Consider the following 25,021-nt stretch of genomic DNA (forward strand, 5'->3'; position numbering starts at 1 on the left):
GAACATGCTGCGTATCCTGCTGATCAACGACACCGCGAAAAAAGTCGGTCGCCTGAAGGCCGCCTTGACCGAGGCCGGGTTCGAAGTGATCGATGAATCCGGCCTGACCATCGACTTGCCCGAACGCGTCGAAACGGTGCGTCCGGACGTGATTCTGATCGATACAGAGTCACCAGGGCGCGATGTCATGGAACAAGTGGTGCTGGTCACTCGCGACCAGCCGCGTCCGATTGTGATGTTTACCGACGAACATGACCCCGAGGTGATGCGCCAGGCGATCAAGTCCGGAGTCAGTGCCTACATCGTCGAAGGCATTCACGCACAACGCCTGCAGCCGATTCTCGATGTGGCCATGGCACGCTTCGAAAGCGATCAGGCTTTGCGCGCCCAGTTGCAGGCCCGCGACCAGCAACTGGCCGAGCGCAAGCGCATCGAGCTGGCCAAAGGGCTGCTGATGAAAATGAAGGACTGTAACGAAGAAGAGGCCTACACACTGATGCGCCGCCAGGCGATGAGCCGCCAGCAGAAGCTGATTCAAGTGGCGGAGCAGATCATTGCCATGAGCGAGCTGCTTGGCTGATGCCCTGTGGTGAATGTTCTATCGCCTTCGCGAGCAAGCCCGCTCCCACATTTGATCGCGGTCGAATGTGGGAGCGGGCTTGCTCGCGAATGGCGGCGACCCGGTTTCGGTTGTTGGCACAAATCTGGCTAAGTAATCACCACAGGTAACCAACGGCGGTTGCCCCACCTACGACAAAGACGTCGCTCACCTCATTTGCCCTTGGCGGATCGGGTGGCGGCGTTTTTTCGTTTTGGCCCCACAGCACGGGGCCGGTGGAGCGGCCGTAGCGGCGCCCCACCTGCAAGCTCATGACTCCTTTCGAGACTCTTCACAGCTGAGGTGCGCGATGAATTCAAGCTTCTGGAAATCCGGCCATACCCCCACATTGTTCGCAGCCTTCCTCTATTTCGACCTGAGCTTCATGGTCTGGTACCTGCTCGGACCTCTGGCGGTACAGATCGCCGCCGACCTGCACCTGACGACACAGCAACGCGGGCTGGTGGTCGCCACGCCGATTCTGGCCGGCGCGGTCTTGCGCTTTGTCATGGGGATGCTGGCTGATCGCCTGTCGCCCAAAACCGCCGGCCTGATCGGTCAGGTCATCGTGATCTGCGCGCTGTTCGGCGCCTGGAAGCTCGGCATCCACAGCTACGAGCAAGCGCTGCTGCTGGGTCTGTTCCTCGGCATGGCCGGCGCGTCCTTTGCCGTTGCCCTGCCCCTGGCCTCGCAGTGGTATCCGCCGCAGCATCAAGGCAAGGCCATGGGCATCGCCGGCGCCGGCAACTCGGGCACGGTATTCGCCGCCTTGATCGCCCCGGTACTGGCGGCGGCGTTTGGCTGGAGCAACGTGTTCGGCTTCGCCCTGATTCCGCTGATCCTGACCCTGATCGTCTTTGCCTGGCTGGCGAAAAACGCCCCCGAGCGGCCAAAAGCCAAATCCATGGCCGACTACTTCAAGGCCCTGGGCGATCGTGACAGCTGGTGGTTCATGTTTTTCTACAGCGTGACGTTCGGCGGCTTCATCGGCCTGGCCAGCGCCCTGCCCGGCTATTTCAACGACCAGTACGGCCTGAGCCCGGTGACGGCGGGTTACTACACGGCGGCCTGCGTGTTCGGCGGCAGCCTGATGCGCCCCTTGGGTGGCGCGCTGGCTGACCGGTTCGGCGGCATTCGAACCCTGTTGGCGATGTACACCGTCGCGGCGATCTGCATCACAGCAGTCGGCTTCAACCTGCCGAATTCCTACGCCGCACTCGCACTTTTCGTCTGCACCATGCTCGGCCTGGGTGCCGGGAATGGCGCGGTATTCCAGTTGGTGCCGCAGCGTTTTCGTCGGGAAATCGGTGTGATGACCGGCCTGATCGGCATGGCCGGCGGCATCGGTGGTTTTGCCCTCGCGGCCGGCATGGGTGCGATCAAACAAAGCACCGGCAGTTATCAACTGGCGCTGTGGTTGTTCGCCAGCCTCGGCGTTCTGGCCTGGTTCGGCCTGCACGGCGTGAAACGGCGCTGGAGAACCACCTGGGGTTCGGCGGCCGTGACGGCTGCGCGGGTCTGACGCCTCGATGAGCCTGCAACTGAGTTTCGCCGAAGCCAGCGCCATCGGCCCGCGCGAGGAGAATCAGGATGCCCTGCGCCTGGTCACGCCGGCCCCGGCGCTGGCGGCGAGCAAAGGTTACCTGTTCGCGATCGCCGACGGTGTCAGCCAGTGCGCCGATGGCGGCCTGGCGGCCCGTTCGACGCTGCAGGCCCTGGCGCTGGATTACTACGCCACGCCGGAAACCTGGAGCGTGGCGCAAGCACTTGATCGCCTGTTGCTGGCGCAAAACCGCTGGTTGCAGGCCAACGGCGGCGGACAACCGCTGCTGACCACCCTGAGTGCGCTGGTCCTGCGTGGCCGGCGTTTTACCCTGGCCCATGTCGGCGATTGCCGGGTGTATCGCTGGCACGCCGACCGATTGCAGCGAATCAGCGAGGATCACGTCTGGGACCAGCCGGGCATGCAGCATGTGCTGAAACGGGCGCTGGGCCTCGATCAACACCTGGTGCTGGATTTTCTCGACGGTGAATTGCGCCTCGATGAAAGCTTCGTCCTGCTCAGCGACGGCATCTGGGCCGTCCTCGGCGATACCGCCATTGCGGCGATCCTGCGTGATCAACCGGACTTACACAGCGCTGCGCAAACCCTGGTCAATGCCGCACACCTGGCAGGCAGCCAGGACAACGCCAGCGCCTTGCTGGTGCGGGTCGACGCACTCGGTGAAGCGAGCATTGGCGATGCATTGATGCACTTGCAGCAATGGCCGCTGCCGCCAGCCCTGAAACCGGGTCAGACGTTCGACGGCTGGCAAGTCGAGGGAATCGTCGCACAGAGCCAGCAATCGCTGCTTTATCGTGTGCGCGACACTCAGCAACAAGCCTGGCTGCTGAAAACCCTGCCGGCGCGCCTGCACGACGATCACCAGGCCGGGCAAGCGTTGCTGTCGGAAGAGTGGTTTCTCAAACGCGTGGCCGGTCGGCATTTTCCTGAAGTGCATGCCGCCAGTCAGCGTCAGCATTTGTACTACGTGATGCGCGAATATTCGGGCGCTACCCTGGCGCAACGGCATGAGCAAAGCGGACCATTGCCGCTGCCCCAGTGGCAAGACATCGCCGAACGCTTACTGCGAGCGGTCGGCCTGTTGCATCGACGACAGATTCTGCATCGCGATATCAAACCGGAAAACCTGTTGCTGGGGGACGACGGTGAACTGCGCCTGCTGGATTTCGGCCTCGCCTACTGCCCCGGTCTCTCGCAAGACCTGCCCTGGGCTCTGCCGGGTACACCCAGTTACATCGCGCCGGAAGCCTTTCGTGGCGACGTGCCGACGCCACAGCAGGACCTGTATGCCGTTGGTGTGACCTTGTATTTCCTGCTCACCGGGCACTATCCCTATGGCGAAATCGAAGCGTTCCAGCGCCCGAGGTTTGGTCTCCCGGTCAACGCAAGCCGCTATCGGCCCGACCTGCCGGACTGGATCGCCCATCACCTGGAACGCGCCGTGGCGGCGGCCCCCGAACAGCGTTTCGAAACGGCGGAAGAATGGTTGCTGCTGATCGAGCAGGGAGAGCGCCGCAGTTTGAGCGTGCGCCCCAAACCCTTGCTGGAGCGCGAGCCGCTGAAGGTCTGGCGGACATTGGCGCTGGTATCGCTGCTGCTCAACCTGGTGCTGCTGATGGTGGCGCTCCATTAGCGGGCAACGCGCCTTGAATCAGTGCATTCCCTCGCGACCCTGCCCTTGCGGACGGGAAGAACGCCAACAAACACGGGACCTGAGCGACTTGGCACAACCACTGCATTACCTCTTTCAACAGACATAAAGCGCAGGCTTCAACGACGAAGGCTGCACTTCCCGAGAGAACGGGACCAGGACAAAGGCGTCCTCGCTAGGCAACTAGCGGGACGCCTTTTTTTGTTTGCGCAAAATTTGTCGAGCATGGCCTGAACCCTGATGAGGCAGGCCTGGACTCCCCGGAGAACCTGATGAAAAAACTAAAACTGGTGATGATCGGCAACGGCATGGCCGGGGTCCGGACCCTGGAAGAACTGCTCAAGCTGAGTACCGAGCTGTACGACATCACGGTCTTCGGCGCCGAACCGCACACCAACTACAACCGCATCCTGTTGTCGCCGGTGCTGGCGGGCGAACAGACCTTCGAAGAGATCGTACTCAACGATCTGGACTGGTACCTGGACAACAACATCAAACTGCTGCTCAACCGCAAAGTGGTGGAGATCGACCGGGTCAAGCGCCGGGTCATTGCCGAAGACGGCAGTGAAGCCGAATACGATCGCCTGCTGATCGCCACCGGCTCGACGCCATTCATCCTGCCCATTCCCGGCAACACCCTCGAGGGCGTGATCGGCTACCGCGACATCGCCGATACCCAGGCCATGATCGATACCGCGAAAACCTATCGCCACGCCGTGGTGATCGGTGGCGGCCTGCTTGGCCTGGAGGCCGCCAACGGCCTGATGCTGCGGGGTATGCACGTCACCGTGGTGCATATCGGCGAGTGGCTGCTGGAGCGGCAACTGGACAAGACCAGCGGCCAGCTGCTGCAAACCGCCCTGGAGTCTCGCGGCCTGCATTTCCGCCTGTGCGAGCAGACCCAGGCCCTGCACGACGCGGGCAATGGCCGGGTCGGCTCGGTGCAATTCAAGAACGGCGACATCATCCCCGCTGACCTGGTGGTGATGGCCGCCGGCATTCGCCCCAATACCGAACTGGCGGAGAAATCCGGCATTCCGTGCAGCCGCGGGATTCTGGTCAACGACACCCTGCAAACCTACGACCCACGGATCTATGCCATCGGCGAGTGTGCCAGCCACCGCGGCATCGCCTATGGCTTAGTGGCGCCGCTGTTCGAACAGGCCAAAGTCTGCGCCAACCACCTCGCCCAACTGGGTTTTGCCACCTACAAGGGCTCGGTGACCTCGACCAAATTGAAGGTCACCGGTATCGACCTGTTTTCCGCCGGCGACTTCATGGGCAGTGAAGGCACGGAAACCATCACCCTCTCCGACCCGATTGGCGGGGTCTACAAGAAACTGGTGATCAAGGACGACGTGCTGGTCGGCGCCTGCCTGTACGGCGATACGGCCGATGGCGGCTGGTATTTCCGGCAGATCCGTGAAAACCACGCCATCAGTGAGATCCGCGATCATCTGATGTTTGGCGAAAACGCTTTGGGCGACGTAGGGCACCAGGGCCAGGACAAGGCCATGAGCATGGCCGATACGGCCGAAGTCTGCGGCTGCAACGGCGTGTGCAAAGGCACCATCGTCAAGGCCATTCAGGAACACGGGCTGTTCAGTGTCGACGAAGTGAAAAAACACACCAAGGCTGCCAGCTCCTGCGGTTCGTGCGCGGGTTTGGTGGAGCAGATCCTGATCAACACAGTGGGCGGTGCCGCCGACGTCAAACCGAAAAGCGAAAAGGCCATCTGCGGCTGCAGCGACCTCAACCACGGGCAAATCCGCCAGGCCATCCGCGAGCAGCATCTGCTGACCATCGCCGGCACCCTGAGCTACCTGAACTGGCGTACACCCAACGGCTGCGCCACCTGCCGGCCGGCAATCAACTACTACCTGATTTCCACCTGGCCAGGGGAAGCCAGGGACGATCCGCAATCGCGACTGATCAACGAACGCGCCCACGCCAACATCCAGAAAGACGGCACCTACTCGGTTGTCCCACGGATGTGGGGCGGCGTGACCAATCCTTCGGAACTGCGGCGCATTGCCGACGTTGCCGACAAGTACAACGTGCCGATGGTCAAGGTCACCGGCGGCCAGCGCATCGACTTGCTGGGGATCAAGAAGCAGGATTTGCCAGGCGTCTGGAAAGACCTCGACATGCCGTCCGGCCACGCCTACGGCAAATCCATCCGCACCGTGAAGACCTGCGTCGGCAGCGAGTTCTGCCGCTTTGGCACCCAGAATTCCACGCAGTTGGGCATCGAACTGGAGCACGACCTGTTCAACATGTGGTCGCCGCACAAAGTGAAACTGGCTGTCTCCGGTTGCCCGCGCAACTGCTCGGAAGCGGGCATCAAGGACGTAGGCATCATCGGCGTCGATTCCGGCTGGGAGATGTACATCGGCGGCAACGGCGGGATCAAGACCGAAGTCGCGGAATTCTTCGTCAAACTGAAAACCGCCGAAGAAGTCCGCGAATACAACGGCGCATTCCTGCAGCTCTATCGCGAAGAAGCCTTTTACCTCGAACGCACCGTGCACTACCTGCAACGGGTCGGCATGGACCACATCAAGAAAGCCGTGCTGGAAGACCCGCAGCGGCGCAAGGCGCTCAACGATCGCCTGCAGTTCTCCCTGTCGTTCGAACAGGACCCGTGGAAGGAACGCCTGGAACAGCCACAGCTGAAAAAAGAATTCGACGTCATCCCCGTGAAAAACCTGGAGGTGTTGGCATGAACTGGCTGGATATCTGCGCACTGGATGAAATCAATGCCCTGGGCTCGCGGATCATTGCCGGCCCTAAAGGCGACATCGCGATTTTTCGTACCAGCGACGATGAAGTGTTCGCCCTCGACGACCGTTGCCCGCACAAGGGCGGACCGCTGTCCCAAGGTTTGATCTACGGCAAACGCGTGGCCTGCCCACTGCACAACTGGCAAATCGACCTGGAAAGCGGCGAAGCCTTGGCCCCGGACGTCGGTTGCGCCCACCACCATCCGGCGCGGGTCGAAAATGGCCGAGTGATGCTGGCCCTGCGGGACGCAGGCTGATGGACCGCCAGATCACCGCGTCCACCTGCTGCTATTGCGGGGTCGGCTGCGGCGTGCTGATCGAGCATGACGGCGAGCGCATCCTCGGCGTCAGCGGCGATCCGGCACACCCGGCCAATTTCGGCAAGTTGTGCAGCAAGGGATCAACCCTGCATTTGACCGGCGACTTGACGGCAAGGGCGCTGTACCCGGAACTGCGCCTGGGCAAAGGCCTGGCGCGCAGCCGCACCGACTGGGAGACCGCGCTTGATCACGCCGCCAGCGTTTTCGCCCAAACCATTGCCGAGCATGGCCCGGACAGCGTGGCGTTCTACATTTCCGGGCAGTTGCTGACCGAGGACTACTACGCCTTCAACAAACTGGCTCGGGCGCTGGTGGGCACCAACAACATCGACAGCAATTCACGGCTGTGCATGTCGTCGGCGGTGGTCGGCTACAAGCGCAGCCTGGGCGCCGACGCCCCGCCATGCAGCTATGAAGACCTGGAATTGAGCGATTGCGTGATGATCGTCGGCAGTAACATGGCCTACGCCCACCCGGTACTGTTTCGCCGACTGGAAGAAGCCAAATCCCGTCGACAGCAGATGAAAGTCATCGTCATTGACCCACGTCGGACAGACACCTGCGATCTGGCTGACCTGCACCTGGCGATATTGCCCGGCACCGATGTCGCCTTGTTCCATGGGATTCTGCATCTGCTGCTGTGGGAAGACTGGATCGACCGTGACTTCATCAAGGACCATACCGAAGGCTTGCCCGAGCTGAAGAAACTGGTGCGCGACTACACGCCGCAGATGGTGTCGCAGCTCTGCGGCATCAGCGTCGGGCAATTGCAGCAATGTGCCGAGTGGATCGGCACATCACCGTCTTTCCTGTCGCTGTGGTGCATGGGGTTGAATCAGTCCACCGCCGGCAGCGCGAAAAACAGTGCACTGATCAATCTGCACCTGGCCACTGGGCAGATTGGTCGTCCGGGTGCAGGTCCTTTCTCCTTGACCGGCCAGCCGAATGCCATGGGCGGACGGGAAACCGGTAGTCTGTCCAACCTGCTGCCGGGCCATCGGGACGCCGCCAACCCTGAGCACCGTGCCGATGTGGCCGCTTACTGGGGTGTTGATCAACTGCCTGAAAACCCGGGGCTGACTGCCATCGAGTTGTTTGAGCAGGTGGGCAGCGGCAAGATCAAAGCCTTGTGGATCGCCTGCACCAACCCCGCGCAGTCTCTTCCCGATCAGGCTGCCGTGCGCGCGGCACTGGAGGCCTGCCCGTTCGTGGTCTTGCAGGAAGCCTTTCGCACCACTGAAACCGCCAGGTTTGCCGACCTGTTGTTGCCCGCCGCCAGTTGGGGCGAAAAGGACGGCACAGTGACCAACTCCGAACGGCGTATTTCCCACGTCCGCCGCGCGATCGTCGCACCGGGTGAAGCGCGTCCGGACTGGACGATCACGGTGGATTTCGCACAGCGCCTGGAAAAACATCTGCGCTCGGAAGCCACCAGCCTGTTTGCCTTTGACACCCCGGCGCAGGTCTTCGACGAATACAAACAGCTGACGCGTGGCCGGGATCTGGATTTGTCCGGTATCAGCCACGGATTGATCGACACCATCGGCCCGCAACAATGGCCCTTTCCTGCGGGGTCCAGCGCAGGCACCGCCCGCCTCTATCTCGACGGCATTTTCCCGACCTCCAGCGGACGCGCGCAGTTCGTGGCCGATCCGTATCGCGCCGCCAAGGAACAACGGGATGCGCGCTTCCCGCTGACGCTGATCACCGGTCGTCTGCGTGATCAGTGGCACGGTATGAGCCGCACCGGCACCGCCGCGCAGTTGTTCGGCCATGTCAGTGAAGCCGTGTTGAGCCTGCACCCGGATGAGCTGCGCAGGCATCGCCTGCAAACGGGTGATTTGATCAGCCTGAAAAGCCGCCGCGGCGCGGTGATCGTGCCGGTCGCCAGTGACGACAGCGTGCGTCCGGGCCAAGCCTTCTTGCCGATGCATTTTGGTGACCGTTTTCTCAAGGGGGGCGTGAACAGCCTCACCCTGCCCGCCTTCGACCCGTTGTCGAAACAACCGGAGCTCAAACACAGCGGTGTGCGCCTGGAACCGGTGCAATTGCCTTGGCACCTTTTCGCGCTGATAGAGGGCGATGTCCAACAACACTTTGAGACTCTACGCCCCCTCTGCGAGGCGTTTTCCTACGTCAGCCTCAGCCTGACCGGTCGTGAGCGCCCTGCGCTGCTGATACGCGCTGCCAGCGCCACGGCGCCGGATCCGCAACTGCTGCGCGATATCGATCAATGCCTGGGGCTCAACGATGGACCGGTGCTGGCCTACGACGATCCACGACGCTCCATCGGTAAGCGGGTTCGAATCGAAAACGGCCGGATCACCGCGATCCGCCTGGCGGGTGAAACCCTCGCCCGGCACTGGCTGCAAAACCTCTGGCTCGAAGGTCGCGCCGATGAACAACTACGGCGCTGGCTGCTCGCGCCGTTGAGCGCCCCACCGGGCCAGGTTGACGCCGAAGCGATCGGTAACAAAACCCTGTGCAACTGCAAAAACGTCAGCCAAAACGCGGTCTGCGCCGGCATCCGCCGCGGCCTGGACTTGCCGGGGTTGAAACAAGAATTGGGTTGCGGCACGCAATGCGGCTCCTGCGTCCCGGAAATCAAGCGTTTGTTGGCCGCCACCGCGCAGCCGCAAGCCGCCATCTCGTGAGGAAAACACTATGAGCGCAAAAGTCTGGCTGGTGGGTGCAGGTCCCGGTGATCCTGAATTACTGACCCTCAAAGCTGTCCGGGCGTTGAGAGAAGCGTATGTCGTGCTGATCGACGATCTGGTCAACGACGCGGTGTTGGAGCACTGCCCCGGCGCGCGGATAATTGCGGTGGGCAAGCGCGGTGGCTGCCGCTCAACGCCGCAAGCCTTTATCCATCGCCTGATGTTGCGTTATGCCCGTCAGGGCAAATGCGTGGTGCGCCTCAAGGGGGGCGACCCGTGCATCTTCGGGCGTGGCGGTGAAGAAGCGCAGTGGTTGCGCGATCGTGGTATCGAGGTTGAGCTGGTCAATGGCATCACCGCCGGCCTGGCGGGCGCGACGCAATGCGATATTCCATTGACCCTGCGCGGCGTGGCACGAGGGGTAACGCTGGTGACCGCCCACACTCAGGATGACAGCAGCCTGAACTGGCAAGCGCTGGCCCAAGGTGGCACGACACTGGTGATCTACATGGGGGTGGCGAAGCTCAGCGAGATCCGTGAGCACCTGCTGGCGGGCGCAATGGCGGCAGATACGCCGGTGGCAATGATTGAAAATGCATCGTTGCCGCATCAGCGGGAATGTCGAAGCAACCTGATGGCAATGGAGGACGATGCCTGTGCCTTCGAGTTGAAAAGCCCGGCAATCCTGGTGATTGGTGCAGTCGCAGCCAACGCCATCTCCTCCTGCGGGAGCGAGCCTGCTCGAGAAGAGGTCCTGTCCATCGACATGAATGTTGGAAGTCAGCGCGCCTGACGCGTCCCTCCCCACCAAATCGCAGACAAAGAAAAGCCCGGCCTGAGCCGGGCTTTTCTCGGAGCTGCGGGCTAATTACTTAGCTTGAGCTTCAACCTGCGCTTCTACGCGACGGTTAACAGCGCGACCAGCTTCAGTTTTGTTGTCAGCAACTGGGCGGGATTCGCCGTAGCCAACGGACTGAACGCGGGACGATTCAACACCGTACTGGTTGGTCAGAACTTGCTTAACGGCGTTTGCACGACGCTCGGACAGTTTCTGGTTGTAAGCGTCAGGACCGACGGAGTCAGTGTGACCTTCAACAGTAGTGGTGGTGGATGGGTACTGCTTCATGAAGTCAGCCAGGTTCTTGATGTCGCCGTAGCTGTTTGGCTTGACTACCGACTTGTCGAAGTCGAACTTCACGTCCAGCTCTACACGAACGACTTCAGCAACAGCTGGGCAGCCATCAGCGTCAACAGTTACGTTGGCCGGGGTGTCCGGGCACTTGTCAACGTTGTCGCAAACGCCGTCGTTGTCGCTGTCGGAGCAGACTTCTGGTGCTGGAACCGGAGCAGCAGCAGGCTTGTTGCCGCCACCGAAGTTCACACCCAGACCTACGGACGGGATGTAGTCCCAACGGCCGTTGTCCAGCTTGTAGTCAGCTTCTACGCCAGCACGAGCGTAGACGTTTTCGAGGAAGTAGTACTTCAGGCCAGCGCCAGCAGTCAGGAAAGTCGACTGGTCACGACCGGTGTGGCCGTCAGCAGCAACGTTGGTCAGGCTACCGTGCTTGACACCACCTTGAACGTAAGGACGCAGAGCGTCGCCAGCGTTGTTGAAGTGGTACTGAGCGTTCAGACCGAACTGGTCGCCCTCGATCTTCTGGTTGCCGGTGTTGTTGTTCGAACGGGTGTAGTCATCGTTGTTGTAGGTGAAGTTCAACGATACGTCGTCGGTCAAGAAGTAACCGATGGAGGCGCCAGGAGTGTAGCCGTCTTCAACGTTGTTAACGCTGTCGTTGTACTTCTTCCCGTAGTTGAGCTCGCCTTCAACTGCGCCTTGGCCTTGTGCCAATGCGCCGAACGAAGTAGCGGCAATAAGAGTACCAATGGCCAAGCCCAAGGTGTTTTTCAGTTTCATCCGTTAAATCCCCATCTGGTGATTGTGAAGCAGTCCCGCAAACCGGGGGACAACTCGGCGGCAAGTCTAACAGAACTTGCCTACACGTAAGAGATATTTGCGCTGAACTAAGTTTCAGCAATGCCTGCAAATTTCTCACGCAATTTATCCAGAGCGCGTTTGTACCGCATTTTTGTTGCACTCAAACCCATATGCATGATGTCTGCGATCTCCTGAAACTCCAGCTCTGCGACAAAACGTAGCACCAGAATTTCCCGGTCAATCGGGTTCACATACACTAACCAGCGATCAAGTCCACCCTTTTCCTCAGGTTTCGGCGCCTTTTCTTCGGACGCCTCCTCGAGGGGGTCAAGACTCAATGCGTCCATCAAGCGACGCTTTCGCCGTTCCTTCCGATACTGTGTGATGCACTCGTTGTACGTGATGCTATATAGCCATGTCTTGAACTTCGATTTGCCCTCGAAGTTCTTCAGGCCATACAGCACCTTCAACATGACCTCCTGACAGACATCGTCCGCATCACGATCGTTCCCGAGATATCTTGCACACACATTAAATAATGTTCGCTGGTAACGCCGCATCAGTTCTTCGTAGGCGCGTGTTACGTGAAACAGCTCGGTATGCGAGCGCGCGACCAACTCCTCATCAGAGAGCTCGCGGGGGTCGTAGCGCATGGAGAGCGATTGAGCTTTATTCAAAACAAGTCGGGCCGACAGTCAGGTCAATATCCTCCGCAGCCAGCGTCAGCTGGCATTTTGCGGCGGCATACATTAGCAGGGTTTGCCGGGTTAGCGGCTACTCACATGCTGCTCGAGGAGGATCCGATTGGAAAGAGAGACTAGCTCACCCTCATCGGTCAGCAATGTGGTTTTAACCGTGCCGATCTCTTCGATCTGGCCTTCGACCTCGCCAACACGCACTTGTTGCCCAACCTGGTACAGCTCACGCACGTAGATTCCCGCAAGAATCTGGCCGGCAATTTCCCGGCTTCCCAACCCCATGGCCAGCGCTACCGCCAGACCAACGGTTATCAACACAATCACGATCACGTGGTTCAGCAGGTCGGTCTTGACCTCCAACTGGCTGATCGCCACCGAAATACTGATGATGATCACCAGGCCCTGGGCAATTCGTCCAAGCCCTGAAGCATAGTCCAGACCCACGCCTTCTGCCGCTCCGCGGACCAGCCCGTTGGCCAGTTGCGCCAGCAAAACACCTACCAGCAACACAAGCGCCGCGCCGAATACCTTCGGCAAATACAGCGCGAGCATATCCAGCGTAGCTGATACTCGCTCAAGTCCAAGGGATTCTGCGGCAGAAACCAGAAAAATAAGCAGAACGAACCAATAAACGATCTTGCCGATCAGGGTCGAAATGGGAACCTGCAGGCCGGCGCGGGACATCAGCTTGGTCAGGCCGGTACCGCCCATCAAGCGGTCCAGCCCCAGTTTGGCGAGCAATTTGGAAAGCAAGGTGTCCAGCAGTTTGGCCACGACAAAACCCAACAGCAGCACAACCAGTGCGCCGAACAGGTTTGGAATGAAGTTCGCAACCTTGGTCCACAACGCAGTCATTGCAGTGACGAGGCTCTGTGTCCAGAGATCAAGTTCCATATTCAATCAGCCTTATCAGCAGTGCGGGCAGCAGGTTTACGAAGACGGGATACCGGCGAGACATGGGCCGATCCGTTATTCAGGGCAATCATCAGTGCGGGCAACCAGCGCCCCAGCAGACTGAACAAATCACCGGCGCCGACCTGGCGGTTGGCGGTTTTCAGCACACGCCCCAGACACGCATCGTCGTCCCGGGTGGACGGTGAGGCGTTGAGCATGTCGCGCAAAGACTGTTCAAACGGATCGTGCATACGCACCTCTCGTGATGTCTGTGGGAGACGCGGTCAGGTTTGGTCGGGTCACATGCTTTCCCTCAGACCCAGCGCAAACGTCGGAATAACCACCATTGCCCCAGCGCCACCGAGACCATCATCAGGCAGGCGATCAGAAAGCCATAAGGGCTGGCAGAGAACGGAATGCCACCGACGTTGATCCCCAAAAGCCCGGTCAGAAAGCTCATCGGCAAAAAGATCCCGGTGATGATCCCGAAGCGATACATCGTGCGGTTCATGCGCACGCTCAACCGACGGTCTTCAGCCTCCAGGACCAGCCCCACCCGCTCCCGGGTCAGTTCCAGCTCTTCGAGGTAGCGGGTCAGGCTGTTGTTCAATTCGTTCCAGTAATCACCGTCGTCCTCGACGAACCAGGGCAATTTGATCCGCGTCAACTGACCGAAAATATCCCGCTGCGGCGCGAGAAAACGCTTCAACGCGGCGGCCCTGCGACGGATCTGCAATACGGCGCCGTGTTCCGGTGCATACCGTTCGTCGGCATCGAGCTTTTCCTCTTCCTCATCGACCACTTCCGAGAGGTCGCTGACCAGATCCTGCACCTTGTTGGTGAGGTACTGCGCCATATACAGGATGAGTTCCGAGGCGGTTTTCGGCCCCTTGCCCTCGGACAGTTGCACCAGCAGTTCTTCAGTGGCACGCAACGGACGCAAACGCAGGGAAATGACACGCTGGGCAGAACCGAAGATCCGCACCGACACCATGTCTTCCGGCTCGGCACCGGGGTTCAGATTGACCCCGCGCAAAAATAGCAGCAGTTCGCTGTCGGAAAGCTGTAAAAGTCGCGGACGGGTGTTTTCTTCGAGTAACAGGTCACAGCTGAATTCGCTCAGACCGCTGGATTTGCGTAGCCAGGTCTGGGTTTGCGGATGACTGCGATCCCAGTGCAACCACAGGCTTTCATGGGCCTGCAGCTGCAAGTCGTCAAGTTCAGTCCGGGCAATCGAACGCGCACCGCCTCTACCGTCCAGCACCAGGGCATGCACCAGCCCCCATTGCGCGTTTTCTTCCTCGAACATCCGCACTCCTCTGGTCTGCAGCCGTTTTTATTCAGGCATTTTCAGCGGGCTGGGCGAGATGATCACGCCGTTGTTGTCCGCATAGATGTAATGGCCCGGATGGAAGGTCACGCCGGCGAAGGTCACAGCAACGTTGAGATCGCCGATACCGCGCTTGTCGGTTTTCATCGGGTGGCTGGCCAGCGCCTGAACCCCCAGATCGGTTTGCGCGATGACGTCGACGTCACGGATGCAACCATAGATCACCAGGCCTTCCCAGCCATTGCTGGCGGCTTTCTCGGCGAGCATGTCACCCAGCAGCGCGCGGCGCAGGGAACCGCCGCCATCGACCACCAGAACCTTGCCATTGCCCTTGAGCTCGACTTGCTCCTTGACCAGCGAGTTGTCTTCGAAGCACTTGATGGTCACGATTTCGCCGCCGAAGGAATCACGGCCGCCGAAATTGCTGAACATCGGTTCCAGCACCTGCACCAGCTCCGGATAGGCGTCGCACAGGTCAGGCGTGAGGTAATGGATCATCGAGAAACTCCTGTAAAGAGGAAGACAGCACGAACATCAGTGATGACTCAGTCACGCAAAGTGACCGGAACAGCTCAATGCGTCATATCTTAGCCGCAAGCCGACCAGAGCGAAATGCCCTTGTTAGAGCATCAGGCTCAAACCGCTGCGGCCAAATCCCCTTGCCCACCCAACAAGGGTGTCTGCTGATCCGCCAGCCAGCGGGTCACCAATGGCCAGACTTCGGCCTGGGCAGGTTTGCTGACGAGCATTTCAACGTGACCGAAATTGTCGCCGAAACCCTGATCACGACCCAGATTGATAAATTGCTTGTGCTCGGAACCGAACTGTTCGAACAGTTTTCGGCAAGCCCACGCCGGGTCCTGATGATCACCCGCTGCACTCACGGCGAGCACCGGCAACCTGACATCGGCCAAACCGGCCCACCAGTCTTTATCGGCATCGCCAAAGCGCCCGAACAGACCGAACCAACGCATGCTTTCCAGGGCCAGGCCGATCGGCTCGTCCTCCGGGCCGCGTTTGAGCCTTGCTCCGGACAACTGGGCAAAACGCTTGAGAATGAAGCGACTGCTCCACTCCACCGGCGGAATCTTCAATGGCCAGTAGGTGCGGCTGACTTGTGTACCGAAAAAAGCCGCCGAGGCCACCACCGGCTCACCGATGTACTCGCCACCCAGCGCTGCGGCCAGTGTGGTACCGCCCAGCGAGTGACCGATCCAGTGCGGCACCTGCCCGCTCTGTTCGCGCACGAACGCGCCAATGGCCGGCAGGTCATAGCGTGCGTAGTCGGCGACCCGGTTCTTGCGGTAGTCGTGGTTACGCTGGGACAGGCCATGGCCGCGCATTTCCGGAATCCAGACGTCGAACCCCAAGCGGGCCAGATAGGCGCCCAACCCCAGGCCCTTGGGAGAAAACCAGAACCGGCGATTGGAAAAGCTGCCATGCAGCAGGATCACCGGCACACCACGGGATGACGGCTCATCGGCCATGCCAAGGCGTGTCACAGCCAGTTCGACGGTGAAGTCGGGGCTGTTACCGGGTTTCAAGCGATACACATCTTCGCTCAGATCGCCGCGCCGTTCGGCGCTGATCAGGGCGACAGGAAATAGGTTGCTGCTGCTTTGCATAATCTCTTGCACAAAAAAGGGCGGCATCCGGAGAGCCCGCCCTGCTTGAATCTCTAAAAGACCGCTCGCCTGTAGGAGCGAGCTTGCTCGCGATGGACTCCAGGACAACGCGTTTATCCAGCAAAAACGCGTCATCGTTGACGTCGATCGCGAGCGAGCTCGCTCCTACAGGGGGAGCGGCCCGTTTGCACCGGATCAGGCCGAAGCCTGACCCTCAGCCAGGAAGAACCAGGTTTCCAGAACGGAGTCCGGGTTCAACGAAACGCTTTCAATGCCCTGCTCCATCAGCCACTTGGCCAGGTCCGGGTGGTCCGAAGGACCCTGGCCGCAGATGCCGATGTACTTGCCGGCCTTGTTGCAGGCGGCAATGGCGTTGGCCAGCAGCTTCTTGACCGCCGGATTACGCTCGTCGAACAGGTGCGCGATGATACCGGAATCGCGGTCCAGGCCCAGGGTCAGCTGGGTCAGGTCGTTGGAGCCGATGGAGAAACCGTCGAAGAACTCGAGGAATTCTTCGGCGAGGATGGCGTTGGACGGCAGTTCGCACATCATGATCACGCGCAGGCCGTTCTCGCCACGGGCCAGACCGTTTTCCGCCAGCAGATCGACCACCTGGCTCGCTTCACCCAGGGTACGAACGAACGGCACCATGATTTCGACGTTGGTCAGGCCCATCTCGTTGCGCACGCGCTTGAGGGCGCGGCATTCGAGTTCGAAGCAGTCGCGGAACGATTCGCTGATGTAACGCGAAGCACCGCGGAAGCCCAGCATCGGGTTCTCTTCTTCCGGCTCGTACAGCTTGCCGCCGATCAGGTTGGCGTATTCGTTGGACTTGAAGTCCGACAGACGCACGATGACCTTCTTCGGCCAGAACGCAGCCGCCAGGGTGCTGATGCCTTCGACCAGTTTCTCGACGTAGAAGCCGACCGGATCGTTGTAACCGGCGATGCGCTTGTCGACGCTTTCCTTGATGTCCAGCGGCAGACCGTCGTAGTTCAGCAGTGCTTTAGGGTGCACGCCGATCATGCGGTTGATGATGAACTCCAGGCGAGCCAGGCCCACGCCGGCGTTCGGCAGCTGCGCGAAGTCGAAGGCGCGGTCCGGGTTGCCGACGTTCATCATGATCTTGAACGGCAGCTCCGGCATGGCATCCACGGAGTTCTTCTTGATGTCGAAGCCCAGTTCGCCTTCGAAGATGAAACCGGTGTCGCCTTCAGCGCAGGAAACGGTCACGCCCTGGCCGTCTTTCAACAGCTGGGTGGCGTTGCCGCAACCGACTACCGCTGGGATGCCCAGCTCACGGGCAATGATCGCCGCGTGGCAAGTACGACCGCCACGGTTGGTGACGATGGCGCTGGCGCGCTTCATGACCGGTTCCCAGTCCGGGTCGGTCATGTCGGACACCAGTACGTCGCCTGGCTGGACCTTGTCCATCTCGGACACGTCCTTGATGATGCGGACCTTGCCGGCGCCGATGCGCTGGCCGATGGCGCGACCTTCAACCAGCACGGTACCGGTTTCTTTCAACAGGTAACGTTCCATGACGTTGGCCTGGGTGCGGCTCTTCACGGTTTCCGGACGGGCCTGCACGATGTACAGCTTGCCGTCGTCACCATCCTTGGCCCACTCGATGTCCATCGGGCACTGGTAGTGCTTCTCGATGATCATCGCCTGCTTGGCCAGCTCGCTGACTTCAGCGTCGGTCAGGCAGAAACGTGCGCGCTCGGCCTTGTCCACGTCGACGGTCTTGACCGAACGACCGGCCTTGGCCTCGTCGCCGTAGATCATCTTGATGGCCTTGCTGCCCAGGTTGCGGCGCAGGATGGCCGGACGACCGGCGGCCAGCGTGCCTTTGTGCACGTAGAACTCATCCGGGTTCACCGCGCCTTGAACGACGGTTTCACCCAGGCCGTAGGCGCCGGTGATGAACACCACGTCACGGAAGCCCGATTCGGTATCGAGGGTGAACATCACGCCGGCGGTGCCGGTTTCGGAGCGGACCATGCGCTGCACGCCGGCCGACAGGGCGACCAGCTTGTGGTCGAAGCCCTGGTGCACGCGGTAGGAAATGGCGCGGTCGTTGAACAGCGAGGCGAACACCTCTTTGGCGGCGCGAATGACGTTTTCGACACCACGGATGTTCAGGAAGGTTTCCTGCTGACCGGCGAAGGAAGCATCCGGCAGGTCTTCGGCGGTAGCGGAAGAGCGCACGGCCACGGCCACGTCAGGGTTGCCGGCGGACAGCGTGGCGAACGCGGTACGGATTTCGGCATTCAGTTTTTCAGGGAACTCGGCTTCCATGATCCATTGACGGATCTGGGCACCGGTCTTGGCCAGGGCATTCACGTCATCGACGTCCAGGGCATCGAGTGCGTCGTGAATCTGCTGATTCAGGCCGCTCAGCTCCAGGAAATCACGATAAGCCTGAGCGGTCGTGGCGAAGCCGCCGGGCACCGATACACCGGCACCCGCAAGGTTGCTGATCATCTCGCCCAGGGATGCGTTCTTGCCCCCCACATGCTCAACATCGTGTTTGCCGAGCTTATCGAGGGAAACTACGTACTCTACCAAGGTGATCTCTCCACTAACTGTGTTGGAAAAGCTCAGAAACCGGCTGCTTAAGTGAGCATTTACCGGCTATATGGCCTGGACCTGGAAAATAAGTGAGAATGCGGGCCATTGGCGGCCGGCAAATCGCGCCTATCATATCCAAGATTCGTCACTAGCTTAAGGCCCAAGGTGCAAATGAAACGATCTGCTTTCTTTATCTCCGATGGTACCGGCATTACCGCCGAAACCCTGGGTCAAAGCCTTCTGGCGCAGTTCGAAAACATTACCTTCAGCAAAGTCACGCGGCCGTACATCGACAACGTGGACAAAGCGCGGGCCATGGTACAACAAATCAACAAAGCCGCCGAAACAGACGGCTTCCGTCCAATTATCTTCGACACCATCGTCAATCAGGACATTCGTGAGATTCTCGCCACCTCGAATGGTTTCATGATCGACATTTTCTCGACGTTCCTGGCACCGCTTGAACAGGAACTGACCGAGCATTCTTCCTACACCGTCGGCAAGTCCCACTCCATCGGCGCCAACACCAATTACATGGAGCGTATCGAGGCCGTTAACTTCGCCCTCGACAACGACGACGGCGCCCGCACGCACTATTACGACAAGGCCGACCTGATACTAGTGGGCGTGTCGCGATGTGGTAAGACGCCGACGTGCCTGTATATGGCGATGCAGTTCGGTATCCGCGCGGCCAACTACCCGCTGACCGAAGACGACATGGAACGCCTGCAACTGCCAAACGCCCTGCGCGCCCACCAACACAAGCTGTTCGGCCTGACCATCGACCCGGACCGCCTCACCGCGATTCGCAACGAGCGCAAGCCCAACAGCCGCTATTCGAGCTACGCCCAGTGCGAGTTCGAGGTGCGCGAGGTCGAGAACCTGTTCCGCCGCGAAAACATTCCGCACATCAACTCCACGCATTTTTCCGTGGAAGAAATTTCCGCGAAGATTCTCGTGGAGAAAGGTGTGGAGCGGCGTTTCAAGTAAATCTCCCGGGCCTGTTGCGGCCCTATCGCGAGCAGGCTCGCTCCAGTGTGGGAGCGGGCTTGCTCGCGAAGGCGGAGTGTCAGTCGACATCAACATTGCCTGACACACCGCTTTCGCGAGCAAGCCCGCTCCCACAGGGTCTTGTGGTGATTTCAGATGCGCGTCAGAAAGAATCCCCCGGTACCCGCACAAACCCTTCCATCAATACCCGCGCACTGCGGCTCATGATCGCCTTGTTCACGGTCCATTCACCATTGACCAGGCTGGCCTCGGCGCCGACGCGCAGGGTGCCGGACGGGTGTCCGAAGCGCACCGCGTTGCGTTCGATGCCGCCTGCCGCGAGGTTCACCAGGGTGCCGGAAATCGCTGCAGCCGTACCGATCGCCACCGCCGCCGTGCCCATCATCGCGTGGTGCAACTTGCCCATGGACAACGCACGCACCAGCAGGTCGACATCGCCTGCGGCAATCGCCTTGCCGCTGGACGCCACGTAGTCCGCCGGCTTGGCCACGAAGGCGACTTTCGGCGTGTGTTGGCGCTTGGCCGCTTCGTCGATGTTGGAAATCAGGCCCATGCGCAATGCGCCGTAGGCACGGATGGTCTCGAACATCAGCAAGGCTTTCGGGTCGCCGTTGATCGCGCCCTGCAACTCGGTGCCCTTGTAGCCGATGTCTTCGGCATTGACGAAAATCGTCGGGATGCCGGCGTTGATCATGGTCGCCTTGAAGGTGCCGACGCCGGGCACTTCCAGGTCATCGACCAGGTTGCCGGTGGGGAACATCGAACCGCCGCCGCCCTCTTCTTCCGCTGCCGGATCGAGGAACTCGATCTGCACTTCGGCCGCCGGGAAGGTCACGCCGTCGAGTTCAAAATCACCGGTCTCCTGCACTTCACCATCGGTGATCGGCACGTGGGCAATGATGGTCTTGCCAATGTTGGCCTGCCACACGCGAACCACGGCTACGCCGTTATGCGGGATACGGCTGGCGTCCACCAGGCCGTTGCTGACCGCGAACGAACCGACCGCCGCCGACAGGTTGCCGCAGTTGCCGCTCCAGTCGACGAAGGGCTTGTCGATGGACACCTGGCCGAACAGGTAATCGACGTCGTGATCGGCCTTGGTGCTTTTCGACAGGATCACGGTTTTGCTGGTGCTCGAGGTCGCGCCACCCATGCCGTCAATTTGTTTGTCGTACGGATCGGGGCTGCCGATCACGCGCAGCAGCAACGCGTCGCGGGCCGGGCCCGGGACCTGTGCCGCTTCGGGCAGGTCCTTGAGACTGAAGAACACGCCTTTGCTGGTGCCGCCGCGCATGTAAGTGGCGGGTATCCTTATTTGCTTTGGAAACGTAGCTGCGTGGGCCATGGTGCTCGTTACTCCTGATCTGAAAGCAGACACGGGACTTGAAGTCCCGTGTCTGTATTGCGTGCGTTAAACGGCAACCGCCGACTCTTCGAGGAAGTCCTGGGCGAAGCGTTGCAGCACGCCGCCGGCCTCGTAGATCGACACTTCTTCAGCGGTGTCGAGGCGGCAGGTCACCGGCACATCGACGCGCTCGCCGTTCTTGCGATGGATCACCAGCGTCAGCTCGGCGCGCGGCGTGCGATCGCCGATCACGTCGTAGGTTTCACTGCCGTCGATGGCCAGGGTGTGACGGTTGGTGCCTGGTTTGAATTCCAGCGGCAACACGCCCATGCCCACCAGGTTGGTGCGGTGAATGCGCTCGAAACCTTCGGCGGCAATCGCCTCCACACCCGCCAGACGCACGCCCTTGGCCGCCCAGTCGCGGGATGAACCCTGACCGTAGTCGGCACCGGCGATGATGATCAGCGGCTGCTTGCGATCCATGTAGGTTTCGATCGCTTCCCACATGCGCATCACTTTGCCTTCCGGCTCGACACGGGCCAGCGAACCCTGCTTGACCTTGCCGTTTTCCAGAACCATTTCGTTGAACAGTTTCGGGTTGGCGAAGGTGGCGCGCTGCGCCGTCAGGTGGTCACCGCGGTGAGTCGCGTAAGAGTTGAAGTCCTCTTCCGGCAGGCCCATTTTCGCCAGGTATTCGCCGGCGGCGCTGTCCATCATGATCGCGTTGGATGGCGACAGGTGATCGGTGGTGATGTTGTCCGGCAGCACCGCCAACGGGCGCATGCCCTTGAGCGGACGGGCACCGGCCAGCGCGCCTTCCCAGTACGGCGGACGACGGATGTAGGTGCTCATTTCACGCCACTCGTACAGCGGCGCGACTTTCGGGCCGGTGTCTTCGTGGATGGCGAACATCGGGATGTACACCTGGCGGAACTGCTCCGGTTTTACCGACGCCTTGACCACCGCGTCGATTTCTTCGTCGCTCGGCCAGATGTCTTTCAGTCGGATTTCCTTGCCATCCACCACGCCCAGCACGTCTTTTTCGATATCGAAACGGATGGTGCCGGCAATCGCATACGCAACCACCAAGGGCGGCGACGCGAGGAACGCTTGCTTGGCATACGGGTGAATCCGGCCGTCGAAGTTACGGTTGCCGGACAACACCGCAGTGGCGTACAGGTCGCGGTCGATGATCTCTTGCTGGATCACCGGGTCCAGTGCGCCGGACATGCCGTTGCACGTGGTGCAGGCGAAAGCCACGACGCCGAAGCCGAGCTTGTCCAGCTCTTCGGTCAGGCCGGCTTCATCGAGGTACAGCGCCACGGTTTTCGAACCCGGTGCCAGGGACGACTTGACCCAAGGCTTGCGGGTCAGGCCGAGCTTGTTGGCGTTGCGCGCCAGCAGGCCGGCGGCGATCACGTTGCGCGGGTTGCTGGTGTTGGTGCAGCTGGTGATGGCGGCGATGATCACCGCGCCGTCCGGCATTTGCCCCGGCACATCGTCCCACTGACCGGAAATGCCTTTGGCGGCCAGATCCGAAACCGCCACACGGGCGTGCGGGTTGCTCGGGCCGGCCATGTTGCGCACGACCGAGGACAGATCGAAAGTCAGGCCGCGCTCGTACTGCGCGCCTTTGAGGCTGTCAGCCCACAGGCCGACCTGCTTGGCGTAGTTCTCGACCAACTGCACCTGCTCGTCTTCACGGCCGGTGAGCTTGAGGTAGTCGATGGTCTGCTGGTCGATGTAGAACATTGCCGCAGTGGCGCCGTATTCCGGGGCCATGTTGGAGATGGTTGCGCGGTCGCCGAGGGTCAGCGCGGAGGCGCCTTCGCCGAAGAACTCCAGCCATGCGCCAACGACTTTTTGCTTGCGCAGGAACTCGGTCAGCGCCAGCACCATGTCGGTGGCGGTGATGCCCGGTTGCAGCTTGCCGGTCAGTTCGACGCCAACGCTTTCCGGCAGACGCATCCACGATGCGCGGCCGAGCATCACGCTTTCGGCTTCGAGACCACCGACACCGATGGCGATCACGCCCAACGCATCGACGTGCGGGGTGTGGCTGTCGGTACCGACGCAGGTATCAGGGAAGGCCACGCCGTCGCGCACCTGGATCACCGGAGACATTTTCTCCAGGTTGATCTGGTGCATGATGCCGTTGCCCGGCGGGATCACGTCGACGTTCTTGAACGCCTTCTTGGTCCAGTTGATGAAGTGGAAACGGTCTTCGTTGCGACGGTCTTCGATGGCGCGGTTCTTCTCGAACGCGTCCGGATCGAAGCCACCACGCTCGACGGCCAGGGAGTGGTCGACGATCAGTTGGGTCGGCACCACCGGGTTGACTTGCGCCGGGTCACCGCCTTGCAGGGCGATGGCGTCACGCAGGCCGGCGAGGTCGACCAGCGCGGTCTGGCCGAGAATGTCGTGGCACACCACGCGGGCCGGGAACCACGGGAAATCGAGGTCGCGCTTGCGCTCGATGAATTGCTTCAGGGATTCGGTGAGCGTGGCCGGGTCGCAGCGACGCACAAGGTTTTCCGCCAGCACACGGGAGGTGTACGGCAGGGTGTCGTAGGCGCCAGGCTGGATCGCCTCGACCGCTGCGCGGACATCGAAGTAATCCAGGTGGCTGCCAGGCAGCGGTTTACGGAATTGTGTGTTCATCGTCAGGACTCGGTCACGGTAGTTACAAAAGGTGGGGCCTGGCACCGGATTCGAAGCCAACACAATCCACTGTAGGAGCGAGCTTGCTCGCGATGGTGTATCAGTCGACACCAATGTGAATGACACTCCATCGCGAGCAAGCTCGCTCCTACAGGGATCTGCGTTTAATTCAGATCCCGCTGCCGCCCTCCACCATTCAGCGCTGTTCGATTGGCACGAACTTGCGCTGTTCAACGCCGGTGTATTCGGCGCTTGGACGGATGATGCGGTTGTTGGCGCGTTGTTCGTACACGTGTGCAGCCCAGCCGGTCAGGCGCGAGCAGACGAAGATCGGTGTGAACAACTTGGTCGGGATGCCCATGAAGTGGTACGCCGAGGCATGGTAGAAGTCGGCGTTCGGGAACAGCTTCTTCTGCTCCCACATGGTCTTGTCGATGGCTTCGGAGACCGGGAACAACACTTTGTCGCCCACTTCGTCGGCGAGTTTTTTCGACCAGCCCTTGATCACCTCGTTGCGCGGATCGTTGTCCTTATAGATCGCGTGGCCGAAGCCCATGATCTTGTCCTTGCGCTCGAGCATGCCGAGGGTGCCCTTGATCGCGTCTTCCGGCGACGAGAAACGCTCGATCATTTCCATCGCCGCTTCGTTGGCGCCGCCATGCAGCGGGCCGCGCAGCGAGCCGATGGCCGCGGTGATGCACGAATACAGGTCGGACAGGGTCGATGCGCAAACACGTGCGGTGAAAGTCGACGCGTTGAACTCGTGCTCCGCATAGAGGATCAGCGAAACGTTCATCACCTTGACGTGCAACTCGCTTGGTTTCTTGCCGTGCAGCAGGTGCAGGAAGTGGCCGCCGATGGACTGCTCGTCGCTGACGCAATCGATGCGCTTGCCTTCGTGGCTGAAGCGATACCAGTAAGTCATGATCGCCGGGAATGCAGCCAGCAGGCGGTCGGTCTTGTCGTGTTGTTCGGAGAAATTGTTCTCCGGCTCCAGGTTGCCCAGGAACGAGCAGCCCGTACGCATCACGTCCATCGGGTGGGCGTCGGCGGGGATGCGCTCGAGCACTTCTTTCAGCGCTTGCGGCAGGTCACGCAGCTTGCTCAGCTTGGCGATGTAGGCGTTCAGTTGCGCCTTGCTCGGCAGCTCGCCGTACAGCAGCAGGTAGGCAACTTCTTCGAACTGTGCGTCAGCCGCCAGTTCACGTACGTCATAACCACGATAGGTCAGACCGGCACCCGACTGGCCCACGGTGGACAGTGCGGTTTGCCCGGCTACCTGGCCACGGAGCCCGGCGCCACTGAGTACTTTTGCTTCGGCCATTGCTGTCTCCAATTTTTTGAAATTTTTAGGGGAAACTCATTGCTCTTCTG

The 25,021-nt window shown here is 60.6% G+C and carries 19 protein-coding genes; 8 read left to right on the forward strand and 11 right to left on the reverse strand.

Translation table 11 applies throughout. From position 1 onward, the window contains the following. The first annotated feature begins 4 nt into the window (after positions 1–4). The 7 genes from AB7M25_RS21095 (at position 5) to cobA (ending at position 10,366) form a co-directional block, all read left to right on the forward strand. On the forward strand, positions 5–580 hold the full coding sequence (locus tag AB7M25_RS21095; protein WP_429381416.1) for an ANTAR domain-containing response regulator: 576 nt from the start codon (positions 5–7) through the stop codon (positions 578–580). A 328-nt stretch (positions 581–908) separates the two neighbouring features. Then, positions 909–2,120: a nitrate/nitrite transporter gene (locus AB7M25_RS21100; RefSeq protein WP_007971497.1), complete on the forward strand. Its 1,212-nt coding sequence runs from the start codon at positions 909–911 to the stop codon at positions 2,118–2,120. Positions 2,121–2,127: 7 nt separating this feature from the next. Beyond that, positions 2,128–3,795 (forward strand): protein kinase domain-containing protein, encoded by a 1,668-nt coding sequence (locus AB7M25_RS21105; protein ID WP_429516765.1) that lies wholly within the window; start codon positions 2,128–2,130, stop codon positions 3,793–3,795. Positions 3,796–4,085: 290 nt separating this feature from the next. Next, on the forward strand, positions 4,086–6,539 hold the full coding sequence (gene nirB / locus AB7M25_RS21110; RefSeq protein WP_429381411.1) for a nitrite reductase large subunit NirB: 2,454 nt from the start codon (positions 4,086–4,088) through the stop codon (positions 6,537–6,539). After that, entirely contained in the window at positions 6,536–6,853 is a 318-nt protein-coding gene (gene nirD, locus AB7M25_RS21115; RefSeq protein ID WP_429381409.1) for a nitrite reductase small subunit NirD, read from the forward strand. The genes nirB and nirD overlap by 4 nt, the downstream gene beginning before the upstream one ends. Next, on the forward strand, positions 6,853–9,570 hold the full coding sequence (locus AB7M25_RS21120) for a nitrate reductase (RefSeq protein ID WP_454237967.1): 2,718 nt from the start codon (positions 6,853–6,855) through the stop codon (positions 9,568–9,570). The genes nirD and AB7M25_RS21120 overlap by 1 nt, the downstream gene beginning before the upstream one ends. Positions 9,571–9,580: 10 nt before the next feature. Next, positions 9,581–10,366 carry a uroporphyrinogen-III C-methyltransferase gene (gene cobA / locus AB7M25_RS21125; RefSeq protein WP_454237968.1) on the forward strand — a complete coding sequence of 262 codons (786 nt, stop codon included), beginning with the start codon at positions 9,581–9,583 and terminating at the stop codon, positions 10,364–10,366. Between the two features lie 75 nt (positions 10,367–10,441). On the opposite strand, the gene AB7M25_RS21130 is transcribed toward cobA, so the two are convergent. The 8 genes from AB7M25_RS21130 to ppsA all read right to left on the reverse strand — a co-directional run bounded on the left by AB7M25_RS21130 (position 10,442) and on the right by ppsA (position 18,627). Beyond that, a complete protein-coding gene (locus AB7M25_RS21130) occupies positions 10,442–11,488 on the reverse strand; it encodes an OmpA family protein (RefSeq protein WP_104449771.1) in 1,047 nt (348 codons plus the stop codon). A 107-nt stretch (positions 11,489–11,595) separates the two neighbouring features. Next, entirely contained in the window at positions 11,596–12,186 is a 591-nt protein-coding gene (gene sigX, locus AB7M25_RS21135) for an RNA polymerase sigma factor SigX (RefSeq protein ID WP_075949123.1), read from the reverse strand. Between the two features lie 90 nt (positions 12,187–12,276). Continuing rightward, positions 12,277–13,101, reverse strand: coding sequence for a mechanosensitive ion channel family protein (locus AB7M25_RS21140; protein ID WP_007916401.1), 825 nt, complete (start codon positions 13,099–13,101; stop codon positions 12,277–12,279). 2 nt (positions 13,102–13,103) lie between these two features. Beyond that, positions 13,104–13,352, reverse strand: coding sequence for a hypothetical protein (locus AB7M25_RS21145; protein WP_007971509.1), 249 nt, complete (start codon positions 13,350–13,352; stop codon positions 13,104–13,106). Positions 13,353–13,414: 62 nt separating this feature from the next. After that, the gene (locus AB7M25_RS21150; RefSeq protein ID WP_429381401.1) at positions 13,415–14,410 is read right to left on the reverse strand and encodes a zinc transporter ZntB; all 996 of its coding nucleotides are present in this window, start codon (positions 14,408–14,410) and stop codon (positions 13,415–13,417) included. A gap of 27 nt (positions 14,411–14,437) precedes the next feature. Then, positions 14,438–14,926 carry a ribonuclease E activity regulator RraA gene (gene rraA / locus AB7M25_RS21155; RefSeq protein WP_181456758.1) on the reverse strand — a complete coding sequence of 163 codons (489 nt, stop codon included), beginning with the start codon at positions 14,924–14,926 and terminating at the stop codon, positions 14,438–14,440. A 140-nt stretch (positions 14,927–15,066) separates the two neighbouring features. Then, complete coding sequence (locus AB7M25_RS21160; RefSeq protein WP_429381399.1) at positions 15,067–16,056, reverse strand: alpha/beta fold hydrolase; 990 nt, start codon at positions 16,054–16,056, stop codon at positions 15,067–15,069. Between the two features lie 195 nt (positions 16,057–16,251). Beyond that, on the reverse strand, positions 16,252–18,627 hold the full coding sequence (gene ppsA / locus AB7M25_RS21165) for a phosphoenolpyruvate synthase (RefSeq protein WP_429381397.1): 2,376 nt from the start codon (positions 18,625–18,627) through the stop codon (positions 16,252–16,254). Positions 18,628–18,801: 174 nt separating this feature from the next. Here ppsA and ppsR point away from each other — a divergent pair, with 174 nt between their 5' ends. Next, positions 18,802–19,620: a posphoenolpyruvate synthetase regulatory kinase/phosphorylase PpsR gene (gene ppsR / locus AB7M25_RS21170; protein WP_007971527.1), complete on the forward strand. Its 819-nt coding sequence runs from the start codon at positions 18,802–18,804 to the stop codon at positions 19,618–19,620. Between the two features lie 163 nt (positions 19,621–19,783). On the opposite strand, the gene prpF is transcribed toward ppsR, so the two are convergent. The 3 genes from prpF to prpC form a co-directional block, all read right to left on the reverse strand. Continuing rightward, positions 19,784–20,986 (reverse strand): 2-methylaconitate cis-trans isomerase PrpF, encoded by a 1,203-nt coding sequence (gene prpF / locus AB7M25_RS21175; protein ID WP_429381395.1) that lies wholly within the window; start codon positions 20,984–20,986, stop codon positions 19,784–19,786. A gap of 66 nt (positions 20,987–21,052) precedes the next feature. Further along, positions 21,053–23,647 carry a Fe/S-dependent 2-methylisocitrate dehydratase AcnD gene (gene acnD / locus AB7M25_RS21180; protein ID WP_102698814.1) on the reverse strand — a complete coding sequence of 865 codons (2,595 nt, stop codon included), beginning with the start codon at positions 23,645–23,647 and terminating at the stop codon, positions 21,053–21,055. A gap of 196 nt (positions 23,648–23,843) precedes the next feature. Then, complete coding sequence (gene prpC / locus AB7M25_RS21185; RefSeq protein ID WP_007971533.1) at positions 23,844–24,971, reverse strand: bifunctional 2-methylcitrate synthase/citrate synthase; 1,128 nt, start codon at positions 24,969–24,971, stop codon at positions 23,844–23,846. Positions 24,972–25,021 lie beyond the last annotated feature (50 nt).

The organism is Pseudomonas sp. AP3_22 TE3818 (genome assembly GCF_053628995.1).